20 protein-coding genes are annotated in these 18,556 nt (G+C 35.9%); 14 read left to right on the plus strand and 6 right to left on the minus strand.

Annotated features, from left to right (window positions below):
- Positions 1-8: 8 nt before the first annotated feature.
- A complete protein-coding gene (locus tag AC056_RS08305) occupies positions 9-335 on the minus strand; it encodes a hypothetical protein (RefSeq protein WP_004701277.1) in 327 nt (108 codons plus the stop codon).
- Positions 336-435: 100 nt separating this feature from the next.
- The gene (locus tag AC056_RS08310; protein WP_004701275.1) at positions 436-795 is read right to left on the minus strand and encodes a hypothetical protein; all 360 of its coding nucleotides are present in this window, start codon (positions 793-795) and stop codon (positions 436-438) included.
- 215 nt (positions 796-1,010) lie between these two features.
- Between AC056_RS08310 and AC056_RS08315 the strand changes: the two genes are divergently transcribed.
- From AC056_RS08315 to AC056_RS08325, 3 genes are all read left to right on the plus strand, one after another.
- Entirely contained in the window at positions 1,011-1,244 is a 234-nt protein-coding gene (locus tag AC056_RS08315) for a hypothetical protein (protein WP_002121063.1), read from the plus strand.
- Between the two features lie 483 nt (positions 1,245-1,727).
- Complete coding sequence (locus tag AC056_RS08320; protein WP_004701273.1) at positions 1,728-2,102, plus strand: DUF2750 domain-containing protein; 375 nt, start codon at positions 1,728-1,730, stop codon at positions 2,100-2,102.
- Positions 2,103-2,238: 136 nt separating this feature from the next.
- A complete protein-coding gene (locus tag AC056_RS08325; RefSeq protein WP_004701271.1) occupies positions 2,239-2,670 on the plus strand; it encodes a CBS domain-containing protein in 432 nt (143 codons plus the stop codon).
- 52 nt (positions 2,671-2,722) lie between these two features.
- On the opposite strand, the gene AC056_RS08330 is transcribed toward AC056_RS08325, so the two are convergent.
- Positions 2,723-3,931, minus strand: coding sequence for an aspartate aminotransferase family protein (locus AC056_RS08330; protein ID WP_019458762.1), 1,209 nt, complete (start codon positions 3,929-3,931; stop codon positions 2,723-2,725).
- A 227-nt stretch (positions 3,932-4,158) separates the two neighbouring features.
- Between AC056_RS08330 and grxD the strand changes: the two genes are divergently transcribed.
- The gene (gene grxD / locus AC056_RS08335; RefSeq protein ID WP_002120913.1) at positions 4,159-4,500 is read left to right on the plus strand and encodes a Grx4 family monothiol glutaredoxin; all 342 of its coding nucleotides are present in this window, start codon (positions 4,159-4,161) and stop codon (positions 4,498-4,500) included.
- Positions 4,501-4,546: 46 nt separating this feature from the next.
- On the opposite strand, the gene AC056_RS08340 is transcribed toward grxD, so the two are convergent.
- Positions 4,547-4,870: a hypothetical protein gene (locus AC056_RS08340; RefSeq protein WP_049065685.1), complete on the minus strand. Its 324-nt coding sequence runs from the start codon at positions 4,868-4,870 to the stop codon at positions 4,547-4,549.
- A 242-nt stretch (positions 4,871-5,112) separates the two neighbouring features.
- Here AC056_RS08340 and AC056_RS08345 point away from each other — a divergent pair, with 242 nt between their 5' ends.
- On the plus strand, positions 5,113-6,015 hold the full coding sequence (locus tag AC056_RS08345; protein ID WP_039250583.1) for a LysR family transcriptional regulator: 903 nt from the start codon (positions 5,113-5,115) through the stop codon (positions 6,013-6,015).
- 54 nt (positions 6,016-6,069) lie between these two features.
- On the opposite strand, the gene map is transcribed toward AC056_RS08345, so the two are convergent.
- Positions 6,070-6,864: a type I methionyl aminopeptidase gene (gene map / locus AC056_RS08350; protein WP_039250584.1), complete on the minus strand. Its 795-nt coding sequence runs from the start codon at positions 6,862-6,864 to the stop codon at positions 6,070-6,072.
- Positions 6,865-7,216: 352 nt separating this feature from the next.
- On the opposite strand from map, the gene brnQ reads away from it, so the two are divergent.
- The 3 genes from brnQ to AC056_RS08365 all read left to right on the plus strand — a co-directional run bounded on the left by brnQ (position 7,217) and on the right by AC056_RS08365 (position 9,633).
- Positions 7,217-8,518 carry a branched-chain amino acid transport system II carrier protein gene (gene brnQ / locus AC056_RS08355; RefSeq protein WP_077163319.1) on the plus strand — a complete coding sequence of 434 codons (1,302 nt, stop codon included), beginning with the start codon at positions 7,217-7,219 and terminating at the stop codon, positions 8,516-8,518.
- A 191-nt stretch (positions 8,519-8,709) separates the two neighbouring features.
- A complete protein-coding gene (locus AC056_RS08360; protein ID WP_002050687.1) occupies positions 8,710-9,129 on the plus strand; it encodes a GlcG/HbpS family heme-binding protein in 420 nt (139 codons plus the stop codon).
- Between the two features lie 258 nt (positions 9,130-9,387).
- The gene (locus tag AC056_RS08365; RefSeq protein ID WP_004701257.1) at positions 9,388-9,633 is read left to right on the plus strand and encodes a hypothetical protein; all 246 of its coding nucleotides are present in this window, start codon (positions 9,388-9,390) and stop codon (positions 9,631-9,633) included.
- A gap of 36 nt (positions 9,634-9,669) precedes the next feature.
- Here the strand turns inward: AC056_RS08365 and AC056_RS08370 are convergent, their stop codons facing one another.
- Positions 9,670-10,125 (minus strand): hypothetical protein, encoded by a 456-nt coding sequence (locus AC056_RS08370; RefSeq protein ID WP_077163320.1) that lies wholly within the window; start codon positions 10,123-10,125, stop codon positions 9,670-9,672.
- Positions 10,126-10,262: 137 nt separating this feature from the next.
- Here AC056_RS08370 and AC056_RS08375 point away from each other — a divergent pair, with 137 nt between their 5' ends.
- From AC056_RS08375 to AC056_RS08400, 6 genes are all read left to right on the plus strand, one after another.
- Positions 10,263-11,123: an alpha/beta fold hydrolase gene (locus AC056_RS08375; protein WP_077163321.1), complete on the plus strand. Its 861-nt coding sequence runs from the start codon at positions 10,263-10,265 to the stop codon at positions 11,121-11,123.
- Between the two features lie 223 nt (positions 11,124-11,346).
- A complete protein-coding gene (gene ptsP / locus AC056_RS08380; protein ID WP_077163322.1) occupies positions 11,347-14,208 on the plus strand; it encodes a phosphoenolpyruvate--protein phosphotransferase in 2,862 nt (953 codons plus the stop codon).
- A 14-nt stretch (positions 14,209-14,222) separates the two neighbouring features.
- Positions 14,223-15,170, plus strand: a complete 948-nt coding sequence (pfkB, locus tag AC056_RS08385; RefSeq protein WP_077163323.1) for a 1-phosphofructokinase — start codon at positions 14,223-14,225, stop codon at positions 15,168-15,170.
- Complete coding sequence (locus tag AC056_RS08390; protein ID WP_077163324.1) at positions 15,157-16,875, plus strand: fructose-specific PTS transporter subunit EIIC; 1,719 nt, start codon at positions 15,157-15,159, stop codon at positions 16,873-16,875. The genes pfkB and AC056_RS08390 overlap by 14 nt, the downstream gene beginning before the upstream one ends.
- A gap of 690 nt (positions 16,876-17,565) precedes the next feature.
- On the plus strand, positions 17,566-18,030 hold the full coding sequence (locus tag AC056_RS08395) for a MarR family winged helix-turn-helix transcriptional regulator (RefSeq protein ID WP_002050629.1): 465 nt from the start codon (positions 17,566-17,568) through the stop codon (positions 18,028-18,030).
- 179 nt (positions 18,031-18,209) lie between these two features.
- Positions 18,210-18,425, plus strand: coding sequence for a hypothetical protein (locus AC056_RS08400; protein WP_004701241.1), 216 nt, complete (start codon positions 18,210-18,212; stop codon positions 18,423-18,425).
- The last annotated feature ends 131 nt before the right edge of the window (positions 18,426-18,556 follow it).

Consider the following 18,556-nt stretch of genomic DNA (forward strand, 5'->3'; position numbering starts at 1 on the left):
GACAATACTTATTGAGTATCTTCTTGCGCTAATGCTGGATATTCTTTGATATGATTGTGTTCAAATTGATAAGCATGCATTAATTTCAGATACTCTGCTCGATGAATCTCAGATTGAGTCATAATCAACTCAGCCATATCCTGAGTTCTAGGATAAGTCGCCTGTCGAGAAAGTTGTACAATTCTTTGGTATTGCTCTGAATTGACAGGACGAAGTAATGCTAAATAAGAAAGTACAAAAATACAGGCAATAATAATAATCACAACTAGATTAAAACATTGCTCTGCCTTTAACTCAGACTTTAATTTAAGAAAATTTTGTTTGAATGTGAGCATGACCTACCTCTAATTTATGTAGTGTAGGGTTCAATGCACTTCAGCACAAGATCAAAATCCAGTAAGGCTAATATTCTTTATCCTTACTGGATCACAAACTTTAGCTGATGAGAGATCGAATTACAGAGAAGTATAAAATTGCAGCAATAATCACTAAAACAAGGAACATAGCAAAAATGCTCAAACCTTCTTCTGCATCTGCCGGGTGCAATTCATCTTCATCTGCAATTTTTCTAAGCTCACCATCATATATATTATAGAACTGAGCTTTTTGACTAGGATCTAATTGGCTAGCGTAATCAAAAACGCGTTTCCTTTGTGCCAAACAATAATCACCTAAATGTATTTCTTGATGAAAAATTGCTTCGTCTAATAATTTACGATGATAATGAGCAAGCTCTATTATTTGGTCCTCTTTAGGAGGAGTATCAAAAACAAAGCCATCGATTGTATTTGTCATAGTTATTCTCCTTGTCTTTTATTCTCATATTGATTTTACTCAAAATTATTTGCGAATAATGTTTAATCATGTATCCTAATAGTGAAATAAAGAAAGCTGATCAATAGTTGACAAATCAATTAATCTGTAATATTAGTTTAACAATTCTAAGTTAAATTAGATTAAAGGCAGCGACCTTTAGAAAAAGTAATCATAATTACAATAAGGAGTTTTATATGATTCAACGTATCTCTCATCATGATTTAGAACATGTATACGCAACTGCGGTTAACACAATTCACTCTCAAATGAATTTCCAAGATGCGGTTGCACAGTTAGAAGAAGTTGCTCGTGCTGGTCACGGTAAAGCTGCACTATTCTTAGCAGAATTATACTATCAAGGTTTCCGTGTTGAACGTGACTCCCTGAAAGCACAATATTGGCAGAAACTGGCCACCATGCAAGCATAAAGAAACGTCACCTAGGTGGCGTTTTTTTACGTCTATAAAAAGCCAAAGTTATCAATTTTTTAGAAGCCTTACTTCACCACTTTAGTCGTGGCTCAGGTGGCGTTTTTTTATACCTGTAAAAAAAATTCGATATAGACAAATTTAGCTGTTGTTTTTCTTACGCTTCGCCAAAGCTTTAGTCGCTTTGTCTTGCTCAGGTGGCGTTTTTTACGTCTATAAAAAACCAAAGTTATCAATTATTAGAGGCCTTGCTTCGCCACTTTAGTCGTGGCTCAGGTGGAGTTTTTTTACGTTTATAAAAAACAAAATGTCATAAGCCTAATAAGGTTCTTCAATAACTACGAAAACAATATTTTCATTTGGTACTTATCATTGATATTTCTAGTCATCAATATTTGTTTACGTTTTGACACCTGTTTAAACTGAAATGTCATGTGATTCTCTTATAATAAGCTAGATAAGTTAAAACCTTTAAATTGAAAAATGAATAATTTAAGTAATCTACAACCGGTTTCTAAAGACTTGATGATCAAGATTTATATTTTAAGAACCATGATGTACTGCGGGGTTCTTTGGGGACTATTTGATGAAGGATGGGCCATTAAATCGGATCAGGAAGATTTCATTTTCCCGTTTTGGTTAAATGGAGTTCAGGCGCATCGATATGCTAAAACTCACTGGCCTAATTACAAACCTAGAAAAATCACTCCAAAAGACTTCCATGAATCTCTACTACCAACCTTAACACGGTTAAAAGTTACCCCTGCTTTATTTAATTCATCTCACCGCAAGTTAAAGCTATCTACTCAGCAAATGCATCATTTCTTTTTTAATCATCCTAAATGGCAGGTAGCTTAATTTTTAAGCCACCAAATATAGAGTGCTTTTTGAACGCTTGAGCATAAAACTTGTATTTGAGTGACTATGGAGTCTTTGCAATTTTCTAAAATCAGGCTAATTTAAATCAAAATGATAAAACAACAGGACAGAAGAAATGACTATCGTTGCACAAGTAATTAAGAACAAATCACAACAAGCTATTTTCACAATCTCGCCCGAAGCAACTGTCCTTGAAGCAATTACGATTATGGCTGAAAAAGGAATTGGAGCTTTAGTCGTAGCAGAGGGTGAAACAGTAGTCGGAATACTATCTGAGCGTGATTACACTCGAAAAGTAACTCTAATGGAACGCTCGTCTTATAGCACAACAGTTGCTGAAATTATGACAGCAAAAGTAATCACTGTAGGCCTAAACAATACAGTTGAAGAATGTTTACAGCTCATGACCGATCGTCATTTACGTCACTTACCTGTATTAGAAAATGGAAAACTAGTTGGTTTTATTTCAATCGGTGACTTAGTTAAAGCAGCAATGGAAGACCAAAAAGTTTTAATTGAACAATTAAAGCAATATATTTCTGGCTAAACGTACAAAATAAAAATGGGCGTTAATCGCCCATTTTTATTGCCTTTAAAACTTACAGATAATTGGTAATTAAAGCAACTAAACGTTCTAACAAAATATCAGCTTGAGCTTGAGTCATATTAATTGGAGGTAATAAACGAACTACAGAACCTGCTGTTACATTAATAATAAGCTTGTATTCATCACGAGCAATCGCAACGAGTTCAGCACAATCTTTAGGTAATTGAATACCAATCATCATACCAAAACCACGCACTTGTACGCCTTTATCTGCTAATTGAGCACGTAATTGATCAACAATATAGTTACCCACTACTGCTGCATTCTCTACTGCATTTTCCTTCTGGATCGTATCAATTACCGTATAAACCACACGAGAACCCAATACCGTACCACCATAAGTCGAACCATGGCTTCCAGGCCCTAATAACCCTACAGCTTTACCTTGGGTCATTACAGCACCCACAGGAAAACCATTCCCTAATCCCTTAGCAGTGGTTAAAACATCTGGAATAATATTGGTATGTTGATATGCAAAGTATTTACCAGTACGACCATTACCAGTTTGAATTTCATCTAACATCATCAACCAGTTGTGCTGATTACAAAGATGGCGAACTTCTTCTAAATAGCTAAATCCCTGTGGTGCAGTATTAATACCACCTTCACCTTGGATCGGCTCAATCAAAATAGCAACAATATCTGGATGTTGTAGAGCAGCTTCTTGAATCGCTTCGATATCACCAAATGGCACTCGAATAAAGCCTTCTACTAAAGGAGCAAAACCATCTTGTACTTTCTTGTTCCCTGTTGCAGAAAGTGTCGCCAAAGTACGACCGTGAAATGATTGTTCAGCCACAATAATCTTTGGCAGACTTATACCTTGTTGAGTACCAAATTTACGAGCAATTTTGATTGCACCTTCATTTGACTCGGCACCACTATTTGAAAAGAAGATTTCTTCCATACCAGAAACTTCAGCAAGCTTCTGAGCAGCAGCAGTTTGCCAAGGAATTTCAAATAAATTACTGGTATGTACGAGCGTTGCTGCTTGTTCAGCAATTGCTTCAGCAATAGCAGGATGAGCATGTCCTAAACCACAGACAGCAATACCCGTTAATGCATCTAAATATTCTGTACCATCTTGTGTGTATAGATATGCCCCTCGGCCTCGGACAAAACTGATCGCTTGGCGACCATAAGTAGCCATTAAGTGTGTTGGTTGATCAGGTTGTACTGGAGCTAGGGTAATATCAGTCATCACGAACTCTGTCTTTATGAGGTTTTAAGAAGGGTTTATATAAACAAAAACTTGCGCTGATGAAAAGTCTCATCACTCATTTATCTAAAATTTCGTCTGCTTTTTACTATCACTTCGTTTTATACAATAAAATATTGAATATTCTATGCAACTTTAGACAGCAAGGTGGTTTGCAAACCAATGTGAACACCCCCTATAATGCTGCAAGATTAGTTGAGGATCTACATATGACTGAACAAGCACGTGATACTGAAGCGTTAATTCGCGATCAAATTGCGAAGCATCCCGTTTTACTTTACATGAAAGGCACTCCACAGTTTCCACAATGTGGTTTCTCTGCACGTGCAGTAGAGGCGCTCAGTCAAATTGGTCGTCCATTCGCATATGTGAACATCTTAGAAAACCCTGATATTCGTGCAACTTTACCAAAAATTGCAAACTGGCCTACTTTCCCACAGTTATGGGTAAATGGCGAACTTATCGGTGGTAGCGATATCATGCTTGAAATGTTCCAAAATGGCGAATTAAAACCATTAGTTGAACAATATAGCGCAGCTCCAGAAGCTTAATAATAAAAAAGCCAATCGAAAGATTGGCTTTTTTATACCCATCAAATTAACAATCACTTATGCCGACATAACGAAACAAACCATCAACACCAAGATCTGATTTTAAAATAGTCAAATTTTTATATGATGTGCTCGTTATCGCTTCAAAAACATTCATATTTGGATCTTCATGTAACTCATCTACGTTTTGATTCATAGATTCTTCAAAACGGTCAGCCACAAATTCAAAGCCTAAATCCATTGCAATAAACAATGTATGTTCACAAGGTTGGACGTATTGCTCTTGTGACCAATCAATAACTGCAAGCTTACAAATTGGGCAAAGAATATTTGCAGTTGCATCTTTTAATTCAACTAACTGGTAAGACATACTTTAAAAAAATTTGATAAAAATATATTTTATGAAAAATAACGTATGAACACCATATTTGATTTTTAATTCGAAAAACGACACACAAAACAATTTCAATGTAATTACATTTGCATTTCAAACCATCTAACTTTGCTTTTCGAGTCCTTTTTATATGCTTTTTACAAAAAATTAAAATCAAACTTTATCGTTGCAAAAATAATAATGTAAAATCTTTAGTGTTGCATAAATAGGATATTTTAATGCTCACCGATCTTGATGATTTTTATTGTTTTGCCCTTGTTGTTGAGCATGGTGGATTTAGCGCCGCTGAACGTGTTACTGACATCCCAAAATCAAAATTAAGTCGTCGTGTTTATAATTTAGAAGAAAATTTAGGAGTTCGTCTAATACAACGCAGCTCACGCCATTTCGCCGTTACTGACATTGGTATGGATATCTATAGACATGCTCAAGTCATGATGAATGCTGCTCAAGCTGCTCATGATCTAGTCGACCACTTGAGTATTCAACCTAGAGGTGTGGTCAAAGTAAGTGTTCCTGTAGATATTGCCCAAAACCAACTACCTAAAATTTTGCCGGCCTTTTTAAAAAAATATCCTGAAATACGCTTACAACTTATCGTAAGTAACCGCCGTGTTGATGTGATTAATGAAGGTATTGATGTTGCTTTACGTGTCAGATCTAAATTAGATGATGATCCAAGCTTAGTGTTAAGACAATTTTCACTTATAGAGCAAAGTCTATTTGCAAGTCAGGCTTATTTAAATGAATTTGGCAATATCAAGACGCCAGAACAATTGAGTGAGCATCGTATTTTAAGCTTATCTGAAGAGCATTTAGACCAACAATTCACCTTACATGGACCAGACAACCAATTGAAAAAAGTCAAAGTCAGTCCAACTGTGATGGGGACCAATCTTTATATGCTTGCCCAACTCGCAAGTCAAAATTGCGGTATTGCCTTATTACCAGAAACAGCTGCTGAAGATTTTGTGAAATCCGGCCAGCTTGTACAAATTTTGCCAGACTGGAAAGCGGCTCATGGTATATTTCATGCAGTTTATCCGTCTCGTAGAGGATTGCTTCCAGCGGTACGCGTATTTATTGACTATTTGGTAGAGCATCTTTCTGAGCATTCATAATATTAAAAAATAAAAAAGTTCGATGAGACATCGAACTTTTTATACTTTTAGCGATTAAATTTTCGGATAGCTTCCCACACCTTCTGGCCATGGTGTCAACAATTCAAAACCTGTATCTGTAACAGCAACCATGTGTTCCCATTGAGCAGATAAAGAAAGATCTTGAGTAATAACCGTCCAACCATCGTTTAATTCTTTAACTTGAGGTTTCCCTGCATTCACCATAGGTTCAATCGTAAAGACCATACCTTTCTTCAAAACTAATCCTTGTCCACGTTGCCCATAATGCAGAATATTAGGCTGCTCATGATAGACTTTACCAATCCCATGCCCACAATATTCACGAACAATGCTATACCCTTCACGATGAGCAACTGATTGAATAGCGTAACCAATATCGCCTAAAGTCGCCCCAGGTTTAACTGTGTGAATACCAGCAACCATTGCTTCATAAGTTGTTTCAACTAGTTTTTTGGCATGTGGATTTACATTACCCACATAGTACATACGGCTTGTATCACCAAAGTAGCCATCTTTAATAATCGCTACATCAATATTAATAATGTCACCATCTTTTAAAATTTTATTTGGTGAAGGAATACCATGACAAACCACCTCGTTAACTGAGGTACATATTGTTTTTGTGAAACCGTGGTAACCCACATTGGCAGGAATCACTTTTAACGTATTTATGATGTAATCATTACAAATATTATCTAAATATTCGGTTGTTACACCGGGTTTAATATACTCACCTATCATTTCTAAAACTTGTGCAGCCAAACGGCCAGAAATCCGCAATTTTTCCAGGTCTTGTTCAGTTTTAATTGTAACAGTAGAAGCTCTCATTCAATTTTATCCTCGTAGACATTGCTTTTACCATGTCTACAAAAATGTAAGTTAATTTCGAATATTTTAGAACGGATGTAGAGTAGGCAGGAAGCTGTAAATGCCCAAATATTCAACATTCATAATAGAAATTGATATTTTTATTTTTACATAATTTTCTTAAAAAGTCAGATATAAAAAATCTTTTCTTTATTTCTTTCAAAGGTTTTTCAACTAGATAACTTAACCACTTGATATTTTTCATATCTCTGAATGATTTATAAGGTCGGAAAAAAAGCTTTTTCACATAAAATAGCGCTTGATCATGCTCTCGTTTGCTCTAAAATTCTTTCTTTTTTGTTAAATTTGATTTATGCAACAACTTCGTACTGGAGATATTATTGCTTTAGGTTTTATGACCTTTGCGCTCTTTATTGGAGCTGGCAATATTATCTTTCCTCCCATAGTCGCTCAACAAGCAGGTGATCATGTATGGTTGGCAGCCATAGGATTTTTGATTACTGCAGTTGGCCTACCTGTCATTACGATTATGGCACTCTCTCGCATGCAGGGTTCCATTGAAATTATTAGTTCTCCTTTAGGCCGAATAGCAAGTCTGATTTTAACTGTTGTTTGTTATTTATCAGTAGGTCCTTTATTTGCGACTCCACGTACTGCAACTGTTTCATATGAAATCGGTTTTTCATCATATTTTGGAACATCAAGTAGTAGCCTTTTAATCTATAGCGCAATCTATTTTTCCTTTGTAACTGTAGTTTCGTTATATCCAAACAAGCTTTTAGATACTGTTGGACATGTACTCGCTCCCCTAAAAATTATTGCTCTCGCAATTTTAGGAATTGCAGCGGTTATGATTCCTTCGGGCTATGTTCCTGCTCCAATCAATCATTACGTTAACTCTCCTGTTTCAGAAGGTTTCGTAAATGGTTATCTCACTATGGACACTTTAGGCGCTTTAGTATTTGGTATTGTAATTATTCAAGCAATTTACTCGCGCGGTGTTACCGATAACAGACTAGTAACCAAATATGCAATTATTGCTAGCCTTATTTCAGGTGTTGGTCTTACTTTAGTTTACTTAAGCTTATTTAAATTAGGTTTGGGTAGCCACGAAGTTGCACCAAATGCAGCAAATGGTGCTGTAATCTTACATGCCTATGTTCAACATGCTTTTGGTAATATGGGTTCATTATTCCTAACTGGCCTCATTTTCTTAGCCTGCATGGTGACTGCAATTGGTTTAACTTGTGCATGTGGTGAATATTTTGCCCAATTGACCAAGTTACCTTATAAGCTTTTAGTTTTCATTCTAGTTGGTTTCTCTTTCATTATTTCTAATCTTGGATTGACCAAACTGATTGCCGTATCTGTTCCAGTTTTAAGTGCAATTTATCCACCTGCTATTGTGGTGATTATGCTTAGCTTCTTCTGGAAATTTTGGCATAAGCCGTCTTTTATTGTTGGTTCGGTAACAAGTATTGCTTTCATTTTCGGAATCATCGATGGGCTTAAAGTTGCAGGTTTTGGAGATAATCTTCCTACGTTCCTTCAGCATTTACCATTAAATGAACAAAACCTAGCATGGCTGATCCCATCTTTAATTGTTCTTGCGGTAACAACCCTTATCGACAAAGTTAAACATAAAAACATTTAATCTGGTGTTTTTTTGAAATCGAGTTTTACCCAAACATGATTTTATATATCGAATAAAATGCTGCGTTTACCCAACCAGCATTTTATTTCAAACACCAGTATTTGATGACAATTCAACTATAGATATAATTAATTTTTACTGTAATATTACACTAAAATAATTTTTAGCTTACTCAGGAAAGAAGAGCATAAATGAAAAGTAAATATTATCTGACATTAGCAGATGCAGAGTTTTTAATGGAAGAAGCTCAAAAATATGCAATAGAACATAACTTTAAAGTGAGTATCGCTATTGTTGATGAAACAAGTTCTTTATTACTTATGAAACGTCTAGATGGCGCTTCTCCTCTCAGTACACATATCTGTCTAGAAAAAGCTAAATGCTCATCAATGAGCGGCCGCCCTTCAAAATTTTACGAAGAACTTCTTCAAAATGGCCGTCTTGGTTTCTTAAGTCTGCCAAGTGCTAAAGGTATGCTAGAAGGCGGAAAAGCGATTATTTATGAAGGCCAGATTTTAGGCGCAATTGGTGTTTCTGGTGTCCAATCTTTTGAAGATGCTGAAATTGCACAACATGCCATTGATGTGTTTTTAAAGAAACAAAGCAACTAAAGCAAATTGTAAGAAAAGAGAAATTATTTTACTTTTCACCTAAAAATTTCTCTTTTCTAAAATATTAAGTATTTTATACAAAAATATTTAATATTTACCTTTCTTATACCTTAACTATTTATAAATATAGAGGTTTTCATAAAACTGTTCAAAAAATTTTCAATTGACTATTGAATTAAGCTAAAAATACAAGTACAACATTAAACTTATTCTTGACTAAAACATTTGGTTTTAGCGCAACCACAAGGAGGGATGGAGATGTTATCATTACATTTCAACAAACAAGTCTTCATTAACACTCTGAACAGTAAAGATTCAGTTGTGTATGGAGTAACCACGCTTGCTCTTATGCTCACTTTACTGTTTCAAGGTATGATTAAAGGGAATCTGAAACCCGAGTACTTTGTATACGCCATGGTTGTTTCTTTTGTATTTTGTGTATGGGCCTTTGTCGATCACAAAATGCGAAAATTAGCTAAAAGACGAATGAGTCGACAGAAATAATAGAATTTAAAAAAATGGATGAGCGATCATCCATTTTTATTTACCTAAAAATAATAGAATGGTTCCCATTAGCAAAATAGCAGTGGCTAATAACTCAGTAATAATTAAAGCAATCATCATGAAAGTCATCAACCATGTCGGTAAACTTAAATGCCCTAACCTATGTGGTTGTTTAAACTGATTGCTCGTATCCTGCAAAATACCATGAATGATATAAACTAAAATTGAGAAACTAAAAAATAGTATATTTGCCAATACACACCATAGAGCAATATCTTCACTTAAAACGGTAAAATAGCTTAATGCAGCCAAAGTGAGTGTAGCTGCTGCATAAAGCAAACTACTTCTATGTGCAATGTCTACATAATAATGTGCACGGCTTAATTCAGAACGGCGAATTTGCCAATATTTCCATACTCCTGTTAACATTCCTATCCATAAAAAGACACCACTAAAGACAACAGCCAACTGTACAGCTTTCGATATTTCCATCATTTCCTTTATTCGTTTTATTAAAATTTGAAGAGCTGTATAACATAAATCTTGACTTTATAGTCACATTTTAATCAAGTACCTTTTCAGAACTCATGTACATTAAGATGAATGATTAAATAATTAGCTCTAAATATATGGATAAGACTTTTGAATCTTTTTGGATTACCTGTAAAGATGGCTATCAACTTGCAGCACAATTTTATCCTGCTCAAGAAAAGAAAGCTGACTACCCTATTCTTATTTGTCCAGCAACGGGTATTACTAAAAACTTTTATCACTCCTTTGCGGCATGGTTAAGCCAACAAGGCCACGATGTATTGAGTTTTGACTTCCGAGGAATTGGTGAATCATTACATGGTACTTTAAAGCAAAGTAGTGCAAGCATTACCGATTGGGGCATATTCGATATACCAGCTGCGATTGATGCTCTATTAATTAAAACTGGAGCAGATCAGGTTATTCTTATTGGACACAGTGCTGGCGGACAATTACTTGGGGTCGTGCCTAATTATAATAAAGTCGCAAAGGTTATAGCTGTTGCATGTTCAACAGGAAATATTAAAGGTCTTAAAGGAAAAACTAAGTTTCTAGCGCCAGTGATGTTTAATCTTATCTTCCCTATTTCTAGTCTCGTTAAAGGCTATGGCGCAACTCAATTCATTGGTATGGGAGAAAACTTACCTAAAAAAGTTGCTCAACAATGGCGAGAATTTTGTAGCCATCCCGGATATGTCAAAAATGCCATCGGCAAGACTATTTTTCATGATTTTCATTCAGAAATTCAGTGTTCAATTACTGCGATTTGGGCTGATGACGATGAGATTGCAACCAAATGCAATGTAAAAGAATTATTAAGTCTATATCCAAATGCAAATAAAAAAATGATTGAACTTACTCCAAAAGATTTAGGATATAAATCAATTGGCCATATGTTGTTATTCAAAAAATCACATCAAAAACTTTGGTCTATTTTAGAACAAGAAATTAATCATTAATCACTGGTTTTATTTTCGCCTCTAAGTCAGTAATCCTACTTAGAGGTTTTTTTGTATTAAAAACGAACTACTTTTTACTTAAATGCGTCGATATACATTTAAAGTTCTGCTAAGGTAATTCATCTGAAGCTGTTGTCAAAAATAAGTAAATATACTTGTTTAATGCATACAGCTTCTTTTTTTCTGTTTTAGCTAAAGCCAAAGAAATTGTTCAAGGATAATTATGCTAGCACTAGAGCCTCAACATATTCATATGAATCAACATGCTGTTGATAAAACACATGCATTAAAGTGTCTAGTAGATATATTAGAAAATGATGGGTTAGTTACACCTGAATATATAACAGGACTCATCAATCGTGAACAACAAAGCGCGACTTACTTAGGCCAAGGTATTGCCATTCCCCACGGTACTCCCCAATCACGTGAATATATTTTAAAAACAGGTATTCGCTTAGCCCATTTTCCGGAAGGCGTAATTTGGGATGGGGAAAATAAAATATATTTAGCCGTCGTTATTGCAGCAAAATCTGATGAACATTTGCAAGTTTTGCAAATTCTTACTCGCGCATTAATGCATGATGTGAGTGAACAAGTAAAAAATGCTTCAAAACCTGAACAAATTATTGAGTTACTACAAGCTCAGCCTCTATCTTTAGCACTTCATGAAAACCTCATCCAAACTGAAATTGATGCACAAGATATCGAAGATTTATTTTGGACAGCTTCTCAGACACTAAAAAAACATAATTTTGTAAAATGTGGTTTCTTAAGTTCACTCAATCCAGAACAAGCCATTCAACTGCAAGATCAAATTTGGTCCATTTCTAGCAATCAATTTGTTCAACAACCTGCTATTAGCATTACTAAACCATCAAACGTTTTAGAACTAAATGGGAAAAAGCTAAATACATTAGTTTGTATAGCAGCGAATGATCAGCTCGATAATGCAAGATTTAATCGTTTAATTGATATTTTATTCAACCCAGAACAAGTTGCAGAGTTAGATAAAACCCAAACTCCAAACGAAATTGCAAAAATTATTGGGGCTGATGTTATTCCAGACTGGCCTCAACGTTCAGTTGTATTAGCAAATGCACATGGCTTACATGCTCGACCAGCTACGCACTTAGTCAATTTGACCAAAACTTTTCAAGGCGACATTCAAGTTGCTGTAGATGATGGCAACTTTGTTTCCGCTAAAAGTTTAACTCGTCTTTTAGCCTTAGGTTGTAAACGTGGTCAAACTCTACGTTTTATTGCAGAACCAGAAACCGATGCAGTAGATGCATTAGATAAAGTGATTTTTGCAGTAGAGCAAGGCTTAGGCGAAGAAGTCGAAGCCATAGCAATAACCAGTCAAGTATCCGATCAGGTTTCTTTACAACCATCTACATCAAGCGTAAAAACACTAGGAAACAACAACACAGGAATCGCGGCATCGAGCGGTTTGGCTTTTGGACCAGTACATGTGATTAAACCAAAGGTTTATCAATATGAACGTATGGGTTTAAGCGTAAAAGCTGAAAAAGAAAATTTAGATATTGCATTACATGCCGTAAAAAACAATATCCATCAAGTTATTGCCAAATCAGATGTTTCTGAAATTAAGCAAATCTTTCAAGCTCACTTAGAAATGCTTGATGACCCTGATTTGATTAATGGTGTCTATCAAAAAATTAACCACAATCTATCAGCACCAGCTGCCTGGCATGAGCACATTGAGGCTGCGGCTAAAGCGCAGGAAGCATTACCAGATCGTTTACTCGCTGAACGTGCAACAGACTTACGTGATATTGGTGACCGTGTTTTAACACAACTATGTGGTGAAGTGGTTATTGAAGAGCCTAAAGAGCCGTATATTTTAATTATGCATGATGTTGGGCCAAGCGATGTCGCTCGTCTTAACAAAGACCGCGTTGCAGGCATTTTGACTGCTATAGGCGGTGCAAGTGCTCATAGTGCAATTGTGGCACGTGCTTTAGGTATTCCGGCTATTGTTGGTGCTGGTGAACAAGTCTTGGAAATTGATCAGAAAAGTACCCTACTCATTAATGGTGACACGGGAACTTTTGTTTTAAATCCAGATACAGTTCAAATCGAACAAGCCAAGCAAGAGCGTGAGCAACAGCGTCAAATTCGTGAAGAAGCCGAACGTCATAGCCAAGAACCTGCTATTACTTTAGATCAACACCAAATCGAAATTGCGGCAAATTTAGGTAAAGTTCAAGCAACAGCACAAGCGGTAGAATGTGGTGCAGAAGCGATTGGATTACTTCGTACAGAGCTGGTTTTCATGTCTCATAGCAGTGCACCGAGTGAAACTGTTCAAGAAGCTGACTACCGAGTGGTATTAGATGCACTTGCTGGCCGCCCACTTGTTGTACGAACATTAGACGTAGGTGGTGACAAACCTTTACCTTACCTACCAATTGCTGAGGAAGAGAACCCATTCTTAGGATTAAGAGGAATTCGTTTAACTTTAAGACGCCCTGAGCTTTTAAGACAGCAATTAACTGCTTTATTAAAAGCATCAGATAATCGTCCATTACGAATTATGTTCCCTATGATTGGGCGCGTTGAAGAATGGCGTGCTGCGAAAGCGATTCTTGATGAAGTAAGAGCTCAACATCCATGTGACAATTTACAAGTTGGCATTATGATTGAAGTTCCTTCTGCCGCTTTACTTGCACCAATTCTTGCACAAGAAATCGACTTTTTCAGTATCGGTACAAATGACCTGACTCAATATACTTTAGCGATTGACAGAGGCCATCCAATACTCTCAGCTGAAGCAGATGGGTTACACCCAAGTATTCTGAACTTGATTGATCAAACTGTTAAGGCTGCCCACAAACATGGCAAATGGGTGGGAATCTGTGGTGAGCTCGCAGCAGACCCGAAAGCTGTACCTATTCTCATGGGATTGGGCGTAGATGAACTGAGTATGTCACCAAATAGCATTCCTTTAGTAAAAGCCCAAATTCGTACGCTGAGTTATAGTCATGCTCAAAAACTTGCGCAACAAGCTTTACTGTGTGATAGCGCCCCTGCTGTACGCCAGCTCTCTGAACAAGACTTATAAAATTGGGAATAGTAATGGCCAAAATTTTAACAGTTACTTTAAACCCTGCAATTGATGTAACCATCCAACTAAATGAGTTACAGGTAGGTGAAGTGAACCGACAAGAGTCGGTAGAAATTCATGCGGCTGGTAAAGGCCTTAATGTTGCTCAAGTATTAAAAGACTTAGGTCACGATGTCATCGTAACTGGTTTTTTAGGCGAACATAATCGACAAATTTTCGATACACATTTTGCCCAAGCTCAATTTCAACCCGAATTTATTTATATTTATGGCGAAACACGCCAAAATATAAAAATTGCTGAGCATTCTGGGCGGATGACCGATTTAAATGGCAAAGGTTTCTTTGTTTCTGAAACAGACAAACAAAGCCTATTTAATAAGATTGAAGCTCTGTTACCACAAGTTGAAGTGGTTGCAATAGCTGGTAGCCTACCCCAAGGTTTTAGTATTGATGAGTTACAACAACTTATTCAATTAATCAAAAAACAAAATAAAAAAGTTGCATTAGATACTAGTGGTAAAGCTTTGGTTGCCGCAATTGCATGTCAACCTTGGATGATCAAGCCTAATACTGATGAGCTCTTAGAAAGTTATCAACGTCCTGCAACAAGCTATGCTGAACAAAGAAAACTTTTTGACAGCTTAAGCGATATTGAGCATGTGGTTATTTCAATGGGTGAAGGTGGCGTAAATTGGCTGCATGCCTCACACCCCCTACATGCTCAAGCACCAAAAGTTATTGTAAAAAGTACAGTCGGTGCTGGTGACTCCCTCTTAGCAGGTATGATTCACGGACTTGTAAACCAACTTTCTCCTGAAGAAACTTTAAAAACTGCGACAGCAATTGCAAGCCATGCTGTAACACAAATTGGTTTTCGAATTCCTAATCCAGAAGTTCTAGACCAATTAAAAGCACAAACTACTATCAATTCATTGAGTGAATCTGATGCAAACTGCTAAACATTTATTATTTGTCACGAATAGTCCGCAACAGCAAGTCAATGCTTTGATTTTAGCTCGTAAACTTGCTTTAGTCGCAACACAACATGGCTATAAACACAGTGTTATTTCACTCGATGAATTTGAATCAAATGATGACTTTAATCATGTGATTATTATTGGGCAAGAGCCTAAAAACCTAAATATTTTTGGTCAAAGCGATTTAGCTTTAGTATCTATTGAAGATATTAAAGAAGATGCAGATAAAGCATTTTTAACAGCACTTGAACACTCGAAACCTGCAAACGAATGGGCTCAAAAACCTAAGCAGGCTTCAAATACAGCAACTCACTTTGTTGCAATTACTGCTTGCCCAACTGGAGTTGCCCATACATTTATGGCGGCCGAAGCGTTACAGCAAGGTGCAGAGAGACTTGGATATCAAATCGACGTAGAAACTCAAGGTTCTGTAGGTGCGAAGAATATTTTGTCAGCACAAACGATTGCAGATGCCGATATTGTTATTCTTGCAACTGACATTGAAGTCAACACAGACCGTTTTGTAGGTAAACGTGTTTATCGATGCAGTACTGGCTTTGCCCTAAAACAAACCGACAAGGCATTTGCAGAGGCAATTGCGAATGCACAAGTTTTAGAACAAGGTAAACAACAAGCTACAACGGAAAATAAAGAGAAAACTGAAAAAGTTGGAGTATATAAACACTTATTAACTGGTGTTTCTTATATGCTACCTATGGTTGTTGCAGGTGGTCTGTTAATTGCACTCTCTCTATGTTTTGGCCTGAATGCAGCAGAACAAGCTGGTAGCCTGCCAGCTATATTAAAACAGATTGGTGCAGCAGCATTTACTCTAATGGTACCGATGCTATCAGGTTACATTGCATATTCCATAGCAGACCGCCCTGGTCTTGCCCCTGGTTTAATTGGTGGATTATTGGCTGCACAGCTACAAGCGGGCTTTTTAGGTGGTATTGTTTCTGGCTTCCTTGCTGGTTATATCGCATTATTTATTGCCAAAAAACTTAAACTACCAACTAGCTTAGAGTCTCTTAAACCTATTTTAATTATTCCACTATTAGGAACATTATTTGTTGGTCTCATTATGTTCTATGTGGTTGGTCAACCTGTAGCACATATTTTTGAGTTAATGAAAGATTTTCTCAATAACATGGGCACCACAAATGCCATATTAATGGGAATTATTCTGGCAAGTATGATGTGTATTGATTTAGGTGGCCCAATTAACAAAGCAGCTTATGCTTTTACGGTAGGTTTACTTACAACCAATACCTATATGCCAATGGCAGCCACTATGGCAGGTGGTATGGTTCCTGCAATAGGTATGGCAATTGCAACCTTCCTCGCTAGAAATAAATTTAGTACAGGCGAGAAAGATGCTGGCAAAGCTGCTTTCGTGCTTGGCTTATGCTTTATTTCAGAAGGTGCAATCCCATTTGCAGCAAAAGACCCAATGCGTGTTATTCCAACTTGTATTTTAGGTGGCGCAGTAACTGGAGCACTGGTTGCTTTATTTCACTGTGAACTCGTTACCCCACACGGCGGTGTATTTGTACTTCTAATTCCAAATGCAATTAATCATGCTTGGTTATATCTAGCAGCAATTGCAGCTGGAAGCATCGTAACAGGTGTAAGTTATGCCATCCTAAAAAGGAACCAAGAAGAAAAACTATTAACAAACTCATAAGTTAATAAAAAGGGAGAATATTAATTCTCCCTTTTTATTACTAGCTAATTTTTAATGTTGAATTTGAACTGCTCGCGCCATAATTTCTTCTGGAAGATCTTGGGCTAATACCACTGCAAGAGTTAGCTTTTATTAGATTCTTCTTTTAATTTCTGAGCTTTTAGAACCCTATTTACATATTTAAGTTATAATTTGAAAGAATCGCCCTATTTAAAAAAATATTTTAATATTTAAAAATCAATAACATAAAAACAAATATCCAATAAAATTTATAGATTATTCATCAATCGTGTTAAATGTCTGGTAAATTTTTTAGCTTTTAACATTAATTAAGTTGTTGATAATATTTAATATTTTATTATTAAATGCATTTATTTTTTATGGTTATGACTTTGTAGACAAAAAATATTTAGAGAAATGTCACGTTCAAAACAAATTTTTTTTTCTAGGATTCTCTGGCAAAGAGATATCGTTCATTTTACGAACAAGCGAGCAGCCAAGTTCAAATCAACGGTAAGAAATAAGTTTTATCAGATTAGTAAAATTTATAGTTTGTCCTTGTTAAATCAAACAATATAAATTTTGCTCACGACCTAAAGTCCTGATATAACTTGCTTAGTGAAACTATATTTTTCAACTATTAAGATTAGTTTCATAAAATGCGATCCACCAAGGTATGGGGAAAAGTCAATGACAAAGAAGTATGCGCGTTTTTTACCTACAACAGAATCTTTCACTCTTGAAGATTTTCCATATTATTGGATTACTCAGGTCCATGCTCAATATGTTCAGAATATTGACAATGCCCTCAAAAAATATGGCCTAGATAATTCTCGTCGACGGATTATGCTTGCACTCAGTAGCAAACCACATGCTAGCGTTTCTGAGTTATCTGACATGATCATTTCAAAGATGTCGACAACAACCAAAATTGTTTATCGCTTAAAAGACGAAGGTTTAGTTGAAACATATTCTTGCCAAACTGATGGACGTATTACACGTGTATATCTTACTGAACGTGGCACAGAAATGATAAATAAAATTAATGACCTAACCAGCGTCGTACTTGAGCAATCTTTTGAAGGCATAACCCCTTTACAGTTAGAAAAAATGATGGAAAGCTTAAAAATGCTTTTAAAGAATCTATCTCGTTAATTACTTTCTATAACTTACTGAATTTTAAAGCCCTCTTATGAGGGCTTTTTTACATTTACTGACTATGACTCGAAACTTAAATTTCATAAAGTAGTCAATTAAACACTATGCGTGTTGACTTGTTCTTTCAACTCCAGTAGAAACTCTCTTCTATTATCTACATCGTAATTTTTGGAAAAATGGCTAAAAGAAAATATAAAAGTGATAAGTTTCAGGTACGTCGTATTAACCGTCAATGGTGGGTACTTGAGAAAGATTTAGAAACTAATTGTTATAATAAGCATGAACAGGTAGCTACAAAAACTTTAGCTAACAATTATGCTGATGACTATATAGAGCAGTATTATATGAACCTTTATATTCAACAACAATTGAAAAAACCAGAAACCGTATAAAAAGCCATCATGGCTTTTTTTTATATAATTTAAAAGTTAATAAACAGTAAGATGATAAAATTATGGCATAAAAAAAACCTACATCTTGGGGAAAATGTAGGCTATAAAATGCACAAAAAGGATGTATATAT

This window comes from Acinetobacter genomosp. 33YU (assembly GCF_001990725.1).
Taxonomy (GTDB): Bacteria; Pseudomonadota; Gammaproteobacteria; order Pseudomonadales; family Moraxellaceae; genus Acinetobacter; species Acinetobacter seifertii.